Raw genomic sequence first — 14,495 nt, 5'->3', positions numbered from 1 at the left:
GGCCCGCCGCTTCCGGGAAGGAAGCGGCGGGCCGCCGGTGGAGCCGTGCGGGGCGGGCTCAGATGAGGCCCAGCTCCTGGACCGCGTCGCGCTCCTCGGTCAGCTCCTTGACCGAGGCGTCGATGCGGGCGCGCGAGAAGTCGGAGATCTCCAGGCCCTGGACGATCTCGAACTTGCCGTCCTTGGTGGTGACCGGGAAGGAGGAGATCAGGCCCTCCGGAACGCCGTAGGAGCCGTCGGAGACGACACCCATGGAGGTCCAGTCGCCCTCGGCGGTGCCGTTGACCCAGGTGTGCACGTGGTCGATGGCGGCGTTGGCGGCCGAGGCGGCCGAGGAGGCGCCACGGGCCTCGATGATGGCGGCGCCGCGCTTGGCGACGGTCGGGATGAAGTCGTTCTCCAGCCAGGCCAGGTCGCTGCCGACGGCCTCGAAGGCCGGCTTGCCGGCGATCTCGGCCTGGAAGACGTCCGGGTACTGGGTCGCGGAGTGGTTGCCCCAGATGGTGACGCGCTTGATGTCCGAGACCAGGGCGCCGGTCTTGGCGGACAGCTGGCCGACGGCGCGGTTGTGGTCCAGGCGGGTCATCGCGGTGAAGCGCTCGGCCGGGACGTCCGGGGCGTTGCGCTGGGCGATCAGGGCGTTGGTGTTGGCCGGGTTGCCGACGACCAGGACCTTGATGTCGTCCGCGGCGTGGTCGTTGATGGCCTTGCCCTGCGGGCCGAAGATGCCGCCGTTGGCCTGCAGCAGGTCGCCGCGCTCCATGCCCGCGGTGCGCGGACGGGCGCCGACCAGCAGCGCGACGTTGGCGCCGTCGAAGGCCTCGTTCGGGTTGTCCGTGATGGTGATGTCGCGCAGCAGCGGGAAGGCGCAGTCGACGAGCTCCATGGCGGTGCCCTCGGCGGCCTTGAGGCCCTGCGGGATCTCCAGGAGGCGCAGGTTCACCGGCACGTCGGCGCCGAGCAGGTGGCCCGAGGCGATGCGGAAGAGCAGCGCGTAGCCGATCTGGCCGGCCGCGCCGGTGATGGTGACGTTGACGGGGGTGCGGGTCATTTCTACCTTCTCCAGCAAATCGCCAGGCGCCCCAGGCACACCGGCACTGGAGCCAGGATGATCTCTCTCGACGTCGAGAGACCGGCGTCAGGTTATCGCAAAGGGAAGCGTACGCCTGGTGTCCCGGCGTGGCTGATGCGTCACAGAAGAAAGGCGGCCCCCGCCCGGGCCCTGGATTTCCATGGCGTCGGGCGGGGGCCGTCACGGGCCGCGGGTCAGTGCCGGGGCCGGCCCATCAGCTGGCCGATGTTGTCGAGCAACGGGATCTGCACCCACGGGTTCGGCTGCGCCACCAGGGTCAGCAGCACGATCGAGAGGCCCAGGAAGCTCAGCACGATCACGTCGGTGAAGCGGCTGCGCACCGCCAGCATCCCGACCTCGGGCAGCACCAGCCGCAGCACCGCGCCGAGCAGCACGCCGCCGCCGAGGATCAGCAGCCCGTACTTGAAGCCGTCCTTGAAGTCGGCGAACCAGGTGACCGCGAGGCCGGCGCCGACGACCAGCAGGACGAGCGTGATCGGCCACTGCCGGACCGGCAGGGCGTGATCGCGTCCGAGGGCCGCGGCCGAGCCCTCGGGCGGCAGGGTGCCGGTGGTCTTGACCGGCCTGCGGCGGGACCGGGCCGATCGCGGTTCAGTCATGCTCGCCGTCCCTGGGGTGTCAGATGCCGGCGCGGCGCTCGGCCGCCTCGACGATGTTGTTGAGCAGCATCGCGCGGGTCATCGGGCCCACGCCGCCGGGGTTCGGGGAGATCCAGCCGGCCACCTCGGCCACCCCCGGGTGCACGTCGCCGACGATCTTGCCCTCGCTGCGGCTGACGCCCACGTCCAGCACCGCCGCGCCCGGCTTGACGTCCTCCGGCTTGACCAGGTGCGGCACGCCGGCGGCGGCCACGATGATGTCGGCCTTGCGCAGGTGGGCGCCGAGGTCCCGGGTGCCGGTGTGGCACAGGGTGACGGTGGCGTTCTCGCTGCGGCGGGTCAGCAGCAGGCCGATCGAACGGCCGACGGTGACGCCGCGGCCGACCACGACCACCTCGGCGCCGTTGATCTCGACGTCGTGGCGGCGCAGCAGCTCGACGATGCCGAGCGGGGTGCACGGCAGCGGGCCGTCGATGCCCAGGGCGAGCCGGCCGAGCGAGGTCGGGTGCAGGCCGTCGGCGTCCTTGTCCGGGTCCATCAGCTCCAGGACCGGGTTCTGGTCCAGGCCCTTGGGCAGCGGCAGCTGGACGATGTAGCCGGTGCAGGTCGGGTCGGCGTTGAGCTCGCGGACGACGTTCTCCACGTCCTCCTGGGTGGCGGTGGCGGGCAGCTCGCGCTGGATCGAGGCGATGCCGACCTCGGCGCAATCCTTGTGCTTCCCGTTCACGTACCAGCGGCTGCCCGGGTCGTCGCCGACCAGGACGGTGCCGAGGCCGGGCGTGACGCCCTTCGCCTTGAGGGCCGCCACGCGGGCGGCGAGTTCGGACTTGATCGCGGCGGCGGTGGCCTTGCCATCGAGAATCTGGGCAGTCATGACCCCATTCTCCCGGATCGCCGGGGGTCTCCGTACCGAGGGCGTCCGACCGCTCGGGCCGCGGTTCCGGGGGTGGCCGGGCCGGGGAACGGGCGCGCGGCCGGGCGGGGGAACAGCCGGGGGAACCGGCGGGTGAACGGACGGGTACGAAGGTCCACCGCACATTGCGGTTGCGCCACAGTCTCGGCGCGGCACGCGGAACCGGCTGGACAGGGCGCCGTCGTCCGGATGACGATAAGCGCATTCCCGCCGCGAACCGGCCCGGTGACGGGCCGACGGACCCGCGGTGGGGCGTACCCGGGGGAAAGAGCCAGTGAGCCGACCAGAGCAGAGCCAGCAGTCCGACCGCGGGGGCACCGTCCCGCCCGCACCGCATCCGTCGGCTGCCTCGCGCCCCTGACGCTCACCACGCTGCCGAGCCGCGGCGCCCGTCACCGCCGCCGGGCTGTCACCCCGCTCGGCTAACGTCCCCTTCGGCCGGTGACCCTCGTCACCGGCCGGCACCGGGCCGTCAGCGTCCCGTCCCCGCGTCCCCGCAACTGCCCGGAGGCATCCATGAGTTACCCGCCCGACCCGAACAACCCGTACGGCCAGCCGCAGGCCGCCCCGGGCTACGGCTACCCGCAGCAGGCCCCGCCGCCGCAGGCCGCCCCGGGCTACGGCTACCCGCAGGCCGCCCCGGCCTACGGCTACGCGCCGATGGCCCCGCCGTCCATGCCGGGCCTGGTGACCACCGCCCGCGTGCTGCTGTTCATAGTCGGCGGCGTGCAGACGCTGCTCGCGATCCTCTACATGGTCATCGGGGCGGTCGCCAAGGACGCCACCAACGCCACCCGGGCCGCGAGCGAGGACAACCCGTTCACCGCGCTGGGCGACGCCGCCGCCGGCGTCCTGATCGTCGTCGCCGTGCTGTTCGGCCTGTTCGCCGCGCTCTCCATCACGCTCGGCGCGAAGTTCGGCAAGGGCGGCAACGCCGTCCGGGTCACCACCATCGTGTACGGCTCGCTCGGCGCCCTGATCGGCCTGCTGATCCTGCTGGGCGCCATCACCGGCGGCACCGCGGTCGGCCTGGTCATGGCCCTGCTCTGGCTGGCGATCAGCATCATCTGGATCACCGCCATGTGCGTCCAGGACGGCGTCAACTGGTTCAACCGGCCGCGGTACTGACCGGCCCGCAGGACCACGCCGGAGCGGCCCGGCTCCCTCCTCGGAGGGGGCCGGGCCGCTCTGTCGTTCCGTCACGCCGTCACGCCGGCGGCGGGATCAGTGGAAGAAGTGCCGCGCGCCGGTGAAGTACATGGTCACGCCGGCCTCGGCGGCCGCCGCGACGACCTCCTCGTCACGGATCGAGCCGCCGGGCTGGACGATCGCCTTGACGCCGGCCGCGATCAGGATCGCCGGACCGTCCGCGAACGGGAAGAAGGCGTCCGAGGCCGCGTAGGCGCCCTTGGCACGCTCGCCGGCCCGCTCGACCGCGAGCTTGCAGGAGTCCACCCGGTTGACCTGGCCCATGCCGACGCCGACCGAGGCGCCGTCCTTGGCCAGCAGGATCGCGTTGGACTTGACGGCCCGGCAGGCCCGCCAGGCGAAGGCCAGCTCGGCCAGCTCGGCCGCGGTCAGCGCCTCGCCGGTGGCGAGGGTCCAGTTCGCCGGGTCGTCGCCCTCGGCGTGCACCCGGTCGGCGTCCTGGAGCAGCACGCCGCCGGAGACCGGGCGCACCTCCTGGCGGTTGGCCGGGGCCTCGGGGGCGAGCAGCACCCGCAGGTTCTTCTTGCGGGTGAGCACCTCCAGGGCGCCCTCCTCGTAGCCGGGGGCCACGACGACCTCGGTGAAGATCGGGGCGATCTGCTCGGCCAGCGCCACGGTGACCGGGCGGTTGACGGCGATCACGCCGCCGTACGCGGAGACCGGGTCGCACTCGTGGGCCTTGCGGTGCGCCTCGGCGACGTCGGCGCCGGTCGCGATGCCGCACGGGTTGGCGTGCTTGATGATCGCGACGGCCGGCTCGGCGTGGTCGTAGGCGGCGCGGCGGGCGGCGTCGGTGTCGACGTAGTTGTTGTACGACATCTCCTTGCCGTGCAGCTGCTGCGCGCCGGCCAGGCCGCCGGTGCCGTCGCTGTACAGCGCGGCGCCCTGGTGCGGGTTCTCGCCGTAGCGCAGCACGTTCTGGCGCTCCCAGGTGGCGCCGAGGAACTCGGGGAAGCGCTCGTCGCTGGGCGCGTAGCCGGCCTCGAACCAGGAGGCGACGGCCACGTCGTAGGCGGCGGTGTGGGCGAACGCGGCACCGGCCAGGCGCTTGCGGGTGGCCAGGTCGAAGCCGCCCTCCTGGGCGGCCTTCAGCACGTCGCCGTAGCGGGCCGGGTCGACCACCACGGCCACCGAGGGGTGGTTCTTGGCGGCGGCGCGCACCATGCTCGGGCCGCCGATGTCGATCTGCTCGACGCACTCGTCCGGGGTGGCGCCGGAGGCGACGGTGGCCTTGAACGGGTAGAGGTTCACCACGACCAGGTCGAAGGGCTCGACGCCGAGCTCGGCCAGCTGGGCGCGGTGCGACTCCAGCCGCAGGTCGGCCAGCACGCCGGCGTGCACGCGGGGGTGCAGCGTCTTCACGCGCCCGTCCAGGCACTCCGGGAAGCCGGTCAGCTCGGAGACCTCGGTCACCGGGACGCCGGCGGCGGCGATCCGGCCGGCGGTGGAGCCGGTGGAGACGATGGCGACCCCGGCGGCGTGCAGGCCCTGGGCCAGCTCCTCCAGACCGGTCTTGTCGTACACGCTGATCAGCGCGCGACGGATCGGACGAACGTTCTCCGAAACGGGCGTGGTGGTGGAGCTGGCACTCATGCCGGAATCCATACCTTTCGGTCCTCGATGCGGTGACCCTCGCGGGCCAGCCGGCCCACGATGTCGACGAGCAGCTTGCGCTCGACAGTCTTGATGCGCTCGTGCAGCGCTTCGCCGCCATCGGCGTGGTCGGCGTCGACGACCTCGACGACGCCCTGCGCGATGATCGGCCCGGTGTCCACGCCGGAGTCGACCAGGTGGACGGTGCAGCCGGTGACCTTCACCCCGTACGCGAGCGCGTCGGTGACGCCGTGGGCGCCGGGGAAGGCGGGCAGCAGTGCGGGGTGGGTGTTGACGATCCGCCCGGTGAAGGCGGCGATGAACTCGGGGCCGAGGATCTTCATGAAACCGGCCGTGACCACCAGGTCCGGCCGGTACTCGGCGACGGAGGCGGTCAGCGCGCGGTCCCAGGCGGCCCGGTCCGGGTGGTCCTTCACCCGGTGGACGAAGGTCGGCAGGCCCGCCTTCTCCGCCCGCTCCAGACCGGCGATCCCGTCCCGGTCCGCACCGACGGCGAGGATCTCGGCGCCGTACGCCGGATCGGCGGCGGCCTCGATCAGCGCCTGCAGGTTGGTGCCGGAGCCGGAGACCAGCACGACCAGGCGGGCCGGTCCGGGCGTACGGGGCGGGAAGTGCTGGGCGGGGGCGGCGGCCACTGCGCGTTTCTCCGTAGGTCGGGCGCCGTCCGCTGGTACGTCCACCGGCGGTGGGGCCACTACGAACGGCAGGTCGAGCGAGGGGGAACTCCGGGGAAACCCGCCGCGACGCGGGCCCGGGGGAACCTCTGTGGGCTGCTGACCGTCACCACGATAACGGCTGGTCGGACGGCCTCCGCACCCTCCCGGCGGCGCTACGCGCGTAGTTGAGACGGGGATCTCCTCCGGCCCGCCGCACCGGAGTTGCCCCGGCCCGCACCGGCCCGCCGACGGGCCGCGGGCGACCCGACGGACGGCCGCCGGACCATCCCGCCGGACGGCCGCCGGATCGGCCTGCGGGATCATTGGGGCGCGGAAGACCGCTCCGACCCGAGAACCTCCGAACGAGCCCCGACCGAGAAGGAATGGCTGAACCCATGAGCAGCGGCGACGACACCGGCGAGCGCAACCCCTTCGCGCCGCCGCCGGCGGATACCCCGGACCAGCCGTGGCAGCCGCGCAGCCCCTGGGCCGGCGGGGGCCAGGACGGCTCCGGCGGGCCGGCAGGCCCCGGCGGCGAGGACGGCGGACGCCCGCAGCTTCCGCCGCCGTGGGGCCCCGGCGGCGACGGCCGCCCCGGCCAGCGGCCGCCGGCCCCGCAGCCGCCCCGGCTCGACCCCGCGGACCCGGCCCACCGCAAGGCCCGCAACGCCGCGCTGGCCGGACCGTTCGCGCTGGTCTGCCTGTTCACGGGGTTCCACTGGATCGCCCTGCTGGCCGGGGCGCTCGGCATCGTCTGGGGCGTCGGCGCGCTCCGGGCCCGGCGGCCCGCCCCGGCCGCCGGCGCGCTCGCCGGGCCGGGCGGCCCGCACCCCGTCGCCCCCGCGTCGAACCCGCTCACCCCGGCCGCGCTCGCCGGGATCCTGACCGGCGCGATGACCATCGTGGTCGCCACCTCGGTGATCGGCCTCGGGTACCACTACCGCGAGTACGTCACCTGCGTCCAGGACTCGCTGACCTCCGTCGGCGCCCAGAACTGCGACCGGTACGCGCCGCAGTGGTACGTGGACTTCACCGGGAACGCCGAGTAGCCGGGCCTCCGGGACCGGTCGGGTCTCCCGGGCGGCTCATTCGGTCCGGTCCGCGCGGGCGGCCTGATCCGTGCGGACGGCCTGATCCTCAGGGCCGGCCGGGTCCCGGTCCTCGGGGCCCGGTTCGTCGGCGGTCCCGACGCCCGGTCCGGAGAGCCGCAGCACCAGGGCGTACGTACCGGCGCGCAGTTCCAGTGCGCCCCGGCGGGCCTGCCGCACGAGCCGGGCGTACACGCCCCCGCCGTCCGCCGGGCCCAGCGTGCGGTACCGGACCAGCAGCGCCCCCGGGACGGCGACCAGCGCGATCCAGCCCGCCGCCGCCGGGCCCGTCCACGGCACCGGCCCCACCCAGGCCAGCCGCTCCCCCGCCAGCGCCCCGCCGGAGAGCCAGCCCAGCACCGCCGCCCCGGCCCCGACCGACAGCGCCGCCGCCAGCGCGGCCACCGCCGTCGCGGCCGGCGGCCACGGCTCGGGCCGCTCCCCCGACCCGGCGCCCGGCAGCCGCCGGCCCGCCGCCGCCCGGCCCAGCAGCACCGCCGGCACCACCCCGGCCAGCAGCGGCAGCACCGACACCGCGAGCCGCCAGCCGCCCGGCCCGTCCGCCGGCAGCAGGGCGAACAGCGGGAACTCCGGCACCGGGCCCAGCGCCGTACCGACCGGCGACACCACCGTCCCGGCGCCCACCGCGAAGCCCGGACCCAGCGCGTACGCCGCGCCCCACAGCACCGCGTTCGGCAGCAGCACCAGCGCGAGCAGCAGCAGCCCCACCACCGCGACGGGCCCGCTCCCCAGCAGCGCCATCCCGCGCCCGCCGCCGGCCACCGCGTCCAGCACCGCCGAGCACACCACCAGCAGGCCGCCCGCCGCGACCAGCCCGGCCCCGGCCGCCAGCGCCGCGGCCCGGACCACCGGCGCGCCGTCGACCGGGCGGTACGGGGGCGGGAGGAGGTCCAGCGGGGAGTCGGCCGGCACGTCGAGGACGGTCACCGAACGGGCCCCGGCGGCCGTCGCCAGGCCCGCGACCGACGCCACCACCAGGACGTCCAGCAGCACCCGGCTGCGGAACAGCCCGTCGCCCGCGCAGTGCAGCGCCACCCCCACGGCCACCGCGCAGTACCCCGCCCACACCGCCGCCGGGCCGCCCCAGCGCGGGCGCGGCCCACGCCGTGCCGCCACCCCGGCGGCCGCCCGGTGGAGCCGGACCACGGCCAGGACGCCGAGCAGCAGCGGAGTGACGGTCAGCGGGGCGTCCGTCGGCCCGCGCAGCAGCGGCGCCCCGTGCCCGAGCAGCCAGAGCACCCCCGCCAACCGGGTGACAGCGGCCGCGCCGTCGTCCGCGTACGGCGTCGCGACCCAGAGCCCGAGCACCGGCAGCCCGACCGCCGCCAGGCCGACCAGCGCCGTCCGCACTCCCGCCAACAGGTCGGCCAGCGCGGGGCGTCCGCCCAACACGCCGGGCGGTTCCAGGATCGGACGACCCATCAGCTGCGTCATGGGCCACATGGTGCCAAGGCGACTCGCCATGCTCCGTGAAGCGCCAAACCGCCGCCGTGTCCCAGATTATTGGCTTATGCGCATTTTCAGACCCTGCCCCCAAGCCGCCGGCGCCCCGGCCCGGAGCGTCTGATGACCACGCCACCCACCGCCGACTCCCCCACCCCGGAGCGCCACCGCAAGCCCGACCATGCCGGGACCGACGCGGGCCGCCTGCTGCGGAAACTGACCCCCCGTGAGGCCCAGACCCTGGCCCACCTCGCGGCCGGCCACGACCTCCCCCGCACCGCCGCCGCCCTCGGGGTCACCCCGAACACCGCCCGCAGCTACCTCCAGCGCGCCCTGCGCAAACTCGGCACCCGCACCGAGGCGGAGGCCTTCGCCCTGCTGGCGGGCGCGCTGCCGCACCCCCCGGACCCCGGCCCGGCCGGGCGCCCGGCGAACCCCGCCGGCCTCGCCCCGGCCGCCGCCGGCCCCGGAGCGGGGGCAGCGGCGGGGACAGGCGGGGACGCGACCGGGAAGCGGCGCCGCACCCGGAGCGGGAAGCCCGCCCCGGCACCCTCCGGCGGCACCCCGCGGGCCACCGCCGACGAGCGCGCGCGGACGGCCCGGCCGACGCGGGGCGTGGAGGGCGGCGCGAGCCCCGGGGCTCCGGCCGAGGATCCGCGCCAGGCCTCCACGAGGGGCGCCGCCCCCGGGCGCGCGCAGGGGGCGTGCACGCCCGCGCTCCCGGCCGGAGGCGCCGCCACGGACCACGGGCCGACGGCCGCTGCCGACCCCGGCCCACCCGGCGGCGGAAGCGAGTCGGCGCCCCCTGCCGATCCCGGTCGGCACGCTGACGCCCCCGACACCGGACAAGACCGGACGGAGAACTCCCCGTCCGCGGACCCCGGCCACGCGCCGACGGCCGCCACGGACGCGGACGGCCGCGGCGGCGCACCGTACCGGGCCCCGGCCGCGCAGGATGCCGACGGAGCGCAGCCGGCACCCGACCCCGTGGAGCGCGCGTCCGCCGACCCCGGGCAGGCACCGAAGGAGCACGCCACCCCCGCCGGGCGCGGCCCCGTCAGCCCCGGCCGGGCGGCGCTGGCCGCCGCCGCGCCCTCGAGCGCGGAGGACGACCTCGACGCGGAGGCCCCGGCGGTCACCTTCGAGGAGCTCTACGAGACCGTCCACACCCGGCTGGTGCAGCAGGTGTTCCTGCTGACCGCCTGCCGGCACCGGGCGGTGCACTGCGTCCGGCGGGCGTTCGGGGAGGCGCGCCGGAGCTGGGGCGCGGTCACCGCTTCGGGGAACCCGGAGGGGTGGGTGCGGGTACGCGCCTGCGAGCTGGCGCTGTCCCCGTGGCACCGGGGCGGGCCCCGGCGGTCGCACGCCTGGGGGCTGCCGCACCGGCGGATCAGGGTGCGGCCGGCCGACGAGTCGCAGGCGGTGCTGCCGGACCACGACCGGCTGACCGACCGGGACCGGGCGCTGCTGAAGGCGCTGAAGCGGCTGTCCCGCCCCCAGCGCCGGGCGCTGGTGCTGCACGACGGCCTGGGGTTCCCGGCGGCGGCGGTCGCGGTGGAGGTGGAGTCCACCCAGGCGGCGGCCGAGGGGCGGGTGTGGGCGGCGCGGGCGGCGCTGGCGCAGTGGGTGCCGGAGCTGGTCGGGCCGGATCCGGCGGAGCCGGGCTTCGCGGACGGGCTGAGCGGGCTGCTGCACCGGGCGGCGGTGCGCGGCTGCCCGGAGCCGCACCGTGCGCCGGTGGCGGTGCTGCGGGCCCGGCACCGGCTCTGGACGGCGAGCCGGACGGGCGCGGCGGCGCTGCTGACGCTCGCGGTGGGCGGGGCGGTGCTGGCGACCCTGGCGGGGGTGCGCCCGGCGGGGCTGTTCCGGCCGTCCGCCCCACCGACGCCCGCGGCCTGTCTGCCCGCCGCTCCGCCCGCCCCCGGGTCGGAGACGGCGGACTCGGCGGACGCGGCGAACGCGGCGGGGCCGGGTGTGCCGCTGCTGCCCGGCGGGACGCCGAACGGCATCACCAGCATCTGGTGCAGCCCGGCGCCCGGTCTGGAGGCCGTCCTGGTGGATCCGCGGCCGCAGGCGGCCGCGCGCTGGGAGCTGCCGGCGGCGGCCCGGGGCGCCGCTCCCCCGCCGCAGGGCCCGGTGGCCTGTCCGCTGTGGTCGCCGCTGCCCTGCACGACGGGGCCGAGGGAGCGCTGAGCGACCGGGGGCGCGCCGGAAACGGCGAGCGCCCCCGCCCGGTGAGGGTGGGGGCGCTCGTCACGCGCGGGGCGGGATCAGCCCTGGGCGGCGATGATCTCGCGGGCCAGGCGGGCGGTCTCGGACGGCGTCTTGCCGACCTTGACACCGGCGGCCTCGAGGGCCTCCTTCTTCGCCTGGGCGGTGCCCGAGGAGCCGGAGACGATGGCGCCGGCGTGGCCCATGGTCTTGCCCTCGGGGGCGGTGAAGCCGGCGACGTAGCCGACGACCGGCTTGGTGACGTGCTCGGCGATGAAGGCCGCGGCACGCTCCTCGGCGTCGCCACCGATCTCACCGATCATGACGATGAGCTCGGTCTCCGGGTCCTCCTGGAAGGCCTTGAGCGCGTCGATGTGGGTGGTGCCGATGACCGGGTCGCCACCGATGCCCACGGCCGAGGTGAAGCCGATGTCCCGCAGCTCGTACATGAGCTGGTAGGTCAGGGTGCCGGACTTCGAGACCAGGCCGATCTTGCCGGAGCTGGTGATGTCGGCCGGGATGATGCCGGCGTTCGACTGTCCGGGGCTGATCAGACCCGGGCAGTTCGGGCCGATGATGCGGGTCTTGTTGCCCTTGGCACCGGCGTGCGCCCAGAAGGCGGCGGTGTCGTGCACCGGGACGCCCTCGGTGATGACGATGGCCAGGCCGATCTCGGCGTCGATGGCCTCGATCGCGGCGGCCTTGGTGAAGGCCGGCGGGACGAAGAGGACCGTGACGTCGGCGCCGGTCTTCTCCATGGCCTCGGCGACGGTGCCGAAGACCGGGATCTCGGTGCCGTCGACGTCGACCGTGGTACCGGCCTTGCGCGGGTTGACGCCGCCGACGATCTGGGTGCCGGAGGCGAGCATGCGGCGGGTGTGCTTCATGCCCTCGGCGCCGGTCATGCCCTGGACGATGACCTTGCTGTCCTTGGTAAGGAAGATAGCCATGGTGTTAAGTCCCCTTCCTTACTTGTTGGCCAGCTCGGCGGCGCGGTCAGCGGCGCCGTCCATGGTGTCCACGCGCTGCACCAGCGGGTGGTTGGCGTCGTCGAGGATCTTGCGACCCAGCTCCGCGTTGTTGCCGTCCAGGCGGACGACCAGCGGCTTGGAGACGTTCTCGCCCTTGCTCTCCAGGAGCGCCAGGGCCTGCACGATGCCGTTGGCGACCGCGTCGCACGCGGTGATGCCGCCGAAGACGTTGACGAAGACCGACTTGACGTCGGGGTCGCCCAGGATGATCTCCAGGCCGTTCGCCATCACCTCGGCGGACGCGCCGCCACCGATGTCGAGGAAGTTGGCGGGCTTGACGCCGCCGTGGTTCTCACCGGCGTAGGCGACCACGTCGAGGGTGCTCATGACGAGGCCCGCGCCGTTGCCGATGATGCCGACCTGGCCGTCGAGCTTGACGTAGTTCAGGCCCTTGGCCTTGGCGGCGGCCTCCAGCGGGTTGGCCGCGGCCTTGTCCTCCAGGGCCTCGTGCTCGGGCTGGCGGAACTCGGCGTTCTCGTCCAGGGAGACCTTGCCGTCGAGCGCGATGATCTTGCCGTCACCGGACTTGATCAGCGGGTTGACCTCGACGAGGAGGGCGTCCTCCTTGATGAAGACGGTCCACAGCTTCTGCAGGACCTCGGCGACCTGGTCGGCGACCTCGGCCGGGAACTTCGCCGCGGCGACGATCTCGGCGGCCTTCTCCGGGGTGCAGCCCTCGTTGGCGTCGACCGGGATCTTGGCGAGCGCCTCGGGGTTCTGCTCGGCGACGACCTCGATCTCCACGCCGCCCTCGACGCTGGCCATGGCCAGGAAGGTGCGGTTGGTGCGGTCCAGCAGGAACGAGACGTAGTACTCGTCCTTGATGTCCGCGGTCTGGGCCAGCATCACCTTGTGAACGGTGTGGCCCTTGATGTCCATGCCGAGGATCTGCTCGGCCTTGGCGACGGCGTCCGCCGGGTCGGCGGCGAGCTTGACGCCGCCGGCCTTGCCTCGGCCGCCCACCTTCACCTGAGCCTTGACGACGGCGCGGCCGCCGAAGCGCTCCGCGATGGCGGCAGCGTCTGCGGCGGTCTCGATGACATCGCCGTCAAGCACGGGCACACCGTGCTTGGCGAAGAGGTCCCTCGCCTGGTACTCGAACAGGTCCACGTGTTTGTCCTTGTTCGTGGTCGCGGATTGTGTCTCTACGAGCGTGCCACGGCAGGATCTTCGCTGCGGGTCGTCGGGGCGGTGCGGGTACGCAGAGGTACGGCCTTGCGGCCCACACAGCCACGGGCGCTCACGTCAATCAACACGCGCGTCACGTCCGTCTGGCAGGTTATCCCCGCAGGGCCGGGCAGTTCCGCCCGGGGCCTGTCCGCCCCGGGTGAGAACCGTCACAAACAGCCCGGCGGGACGGGGTGGACGGCCGGTCCGCCGATCGCGCGGATTAGCGCGTCCGGGTGAATTCCTCACGCCCCCTGGTCGGCCCCCCTGATCAGGCCCCGCGGGATCGGGCGCTTCTCGATGGCCGCCGCCATGATCTCCGGGAACGCGTCCGGGGTGCAGGCGAAGGCCGGGGCGCCGAGCGAGGCCAGGGCGGCGGCGTGCGCGTGGTCGTACGCCGGGGCCCCCTCGTCGGAGAGCGCCAGCAGGGCGATGAACTGGACGCCGGCCGCCTTCATCGCGGCGACCCGCTTGAGCATGCCGTCCCGGATGCCGCCCTCGTACAGGTCGCTGATCAGCACCACGACGGTCTCGGAGGGCCGGGTGATCCTCGACTGGCAGTAGGCGAGCGCGCGGTTGATGTCGGTGCCGCCGCCGAGCTGGGTGGCGAACAGGACGTCGACCGGGTCGGTGAGCTGCTCGGTGAGGTCGACCACCGAGGTGTCGAAGACGACCAGGCGGGTGTCCAGGGTGCGCATCGAGGAGAGCACCGCGCCGAAGACCGCCGAGTGGACGACCGAGGGCGCCATCGAGCCGGACTGGTCGACGCAGAGGATGACGTCCTTCTTCACGGCGCGCTGGGCGCGGGCGTAGCCGACCAGCCGCTCGGGGACGACGGTGCCGTGCTCGGGCAGGTAGTTCTTCAGGTTGGCCCGGATCGTGCGGTCCCAGTCGATGTCGCGGTGGCGGGGCCGGTTGACCTTGGCGCTGCGGTCGAGGGCGCCGCCGAGGGTGGCCCGGGTGCGGTCGGCGAGCCGGCGCTCCAGGTCGGCGACCACCTTGCCGACCACCGCCCGGGCGGTCTCCCGGGTGGTCTCGGGCAGCGCGTGCTTGAGCGACAGCAGGGTGCCGACCAGGTGCACGTCCGGCTCGACGGCCTCCAGCATCTCCGGCTCCAGCAGCAGCCGGTCCAGGCCGAGCCGGGAGATCGCGTCCTGCTGCATCAGCTGCACGACGGTGGACGGGAAGTACGTGCGGATGTCGCCCAGCCAGCGGGCCACCTGCGGGGCCGAGCCGCCCAGCCCGGCACTGCGGCGGCCGCCGCGGGCGGCCCGGGCGCCCTCCTCGGGGGCGCCGCGGTAGAGCGCGCCGAGGGCGCCGTCCATCGCGGCGTCGCGGCCGCGCAGGGTGCAGCCGGTGCCGTCGGCCTCACCGCCGAGCACCAGCCGCCAGCGGCGCAGCCGTTCGTCGGTCGTGGGCGCTGCCATCTCGTCCTCCTTCGCCGGGTCGG

General features: G+C 74.8%; 12 protein-coding genes. 3 read left to right on the top strand and 9 right to left on the bottom strand.

What is annotated here, in order from left to right:
* Positions 1 to 58: 58 nt before the first annotated feature.
* The 3 genes from ACFVXH_RS33160 to ACFVXH_RS33150 form a co-directional block, all read right to left on the bottom strand.
* Positions 59 to 1,051 carry a malate dehydrogenase gene (locus ACFVXH_RS33160; RefSeq protein ID WP_049654798.1) on the bottom strand — a complete coding sequence of 331 codons (993 nt, stop codon included), beginning with the start codon at positions 1,049 to 1,051 and terminating at the stop codon, positions 59 to 61.
* A gap of 215 nt (positions 1,052 to 1,266) precedes the next feature.
* Complete coding sequence (locus ACFVXH_RS33155; RefSeq protein WP_049654793.1) at positions 1,267 to 1,692, bottom strand: DUF3017 domain-containing protein; 426 nt, start codon at positions 1,690 to 1,692, stop codon at positions 1,267 to 1,269.
* Between the two features lie 19 nt (positions 1,693 to 1,711).
* Positions 1,712 to 2,566, bottom strand: coding sequence for a bifunctional methylenetetrahydrofolate dehydrogenase/methenyltetrahydrofolate cyclohydrolase (locus tag ACFVXH_RS33150; RefSeq protein ID WP_387829543.1), 855 nt, complete (start codon positions 2,564 to 2,566; stop codon positions 1,712 to 1,714).
* Positions 2,567 to 3,121: 555 nt separating this feature from the next.
* Here ACFVXH_RS33150 and ACFVXH_RS33145 point away from each other — a divergent pair.
* Positions 3,122 to 3,733: a hypothetical protein gene (locus ACFVXH_RS33145; RefSeq protein ID WP_049654791.1), complete on the top strand. Its 612-nt coding sequence runs from the start codon at positions 3,122 to 3,124 to the stop codon at positions 3,731 to 3,733.
* A gap of 96 nt (positions 3,734 to 3,829) precedes the next feature.
* Here the strand turns inward: ACFVXH_RS33145 and purH are convergent, their stop codons facing one another.
* Together purH and purN are read right to left on the bottom strand one after the other, a co-directional pair.
* Positions 3,830 to 5,407, bottom strand: coding sequence for a bifunctional phosphoribosylaminoimidazolecarboxamide formyltransferase/IMP cyclohydrolase (purH, locus tag ACFVXH_RS33140; RefSeq protein WP_074003926.1), 1,578 nt, complete (start codon positions 5,405 to 5,407; stop codon positions 3,830 to 3,832).
* Positions 5,404 to 6,063 (bottom strand): phosphoribosylglycinamide formyltransferase, encoded by a 660-nt coding sequence (purN, locus tag ACFVXH_RS33135; RefSeq protein ID WP_387829541.1) that lies wholly within the window; start codon positions 6,061 to 6,063, stop codon positions 5,404 to 5,406. Before purN ends, purH begins: the two co-directional genes overlap by 4 nt.
* A 416-nt stretch (positions 6,064 to 6,479) precedes the next feature.
* Between purN and ACFVXH_RS33130 the strand changes: the two genes are divergently transcribed.
* On the top strand, positions 6,480 to 7,133 hold the full coding sequence (locus ACFVXH_RS33130; protein WP_387829539.1) for a hypothetical protein: 654 nt from the start codon (positions 6,480 to 6,482) through the stop codon (positions 7,131 to 7,133).
* A 36-nt stretch (positions 7,134 to 7,169) separates the two neighbouring features.
* On the opposite strand, the gene ACFVXH_RS33125 is transcribed toward ACFVXH_RS33130, so the two are convergent.
* Complete coding sequence (locus ACFVXH_RS33125) at positions 7,170 to 8,627, bottom strand: DUF6350 family protein (protein ID WP_387829537.1); 1,458 nt, start codon at positions 8,625 to 8,627, stop codon at positions 7,170 to 7,172.
* A gap of 132 nt (positions 8,628 to 8,759) precedes the next feature.
* On the opposite strand from ACFVXH_RS33125, the gene ACFVXH_RS33120 reads away from it, so the two are divergent.
* Positions 8,760 to 10,829: a sigma factor-like helix-turn-helix DNA-binding protein gene (locus tag ACFVXH_RS33120; RefSeq protein WP_387829535.1), complete on the top strand. Its 2,070-nt coding sequence runs from the start codon at positions 8,760 to 8,762 to the stop codon at positions 10,827 to 10,829.
* Positions 10,830 to 10,906: 77 nt separating this feature from the next.
* Here the strand turns inward: ACFVXH_RS33120 and sucD are convergent, their stop codons facing one another.
* The 3 genes from sucD to ACFVXH_RS33105 form a co-directional block, all read right to left on the bottom strand.
* On the bottom strand, positions 10,907 to 11,797 hold the full coding sequence (sucD, locus tag ACFVXH_RS33115) for a succinate--CoA ligase subunit alpha (RefSeq protein ID WP_074003930.1): 891 nt from the start codon (positions 11,795 to 11,797) through the stop codon (positions 10,907 to 10,909).
* 18 nt (positions 11,798 to 11,815) lie between these two features.
* Complete coding sequence (gene sucC, locus ACFVXH_RS33110) at positions 11,816 to 12,988, bottom strand: ADP-forming succinate--CoA ligase subunit beta (RefSeq protein WP_049659288.1); 1,173 nt, start codon at positions 12,986 to 12,988, stop codon at positions 11,816 to 11,818.
* Positions 12,989 to 13,290: 302 nt separating this feature from the next.
* Positions 13,291 to 14,472: a VWA domain-containing protein gene (locus tag ACFVXH_RS33105; protein ID WP_049659290.1), complete on the bottom strand. Its 1,182-nt coding sequence runs from the start codon at positions 14,470 to 14,472 to the stop codon at positions 13,291 to 13,293.
* Positions 14,473 to 14,495: the final 23 nt, after the last annotated feature.

Source organism: Kitasatospora sp. NPDC058184 (assembly GCF_042883725.1).
GTDB lineage: Bacteria > Actinomycetota > Actinomycetes > Streptomycetales > Streptomycetaceae > Kitasatospora.
Note: the sequence above shows the minus strand (reverse complement) of the source record. Positions and strands in the feature narration are given on the sequence as shown.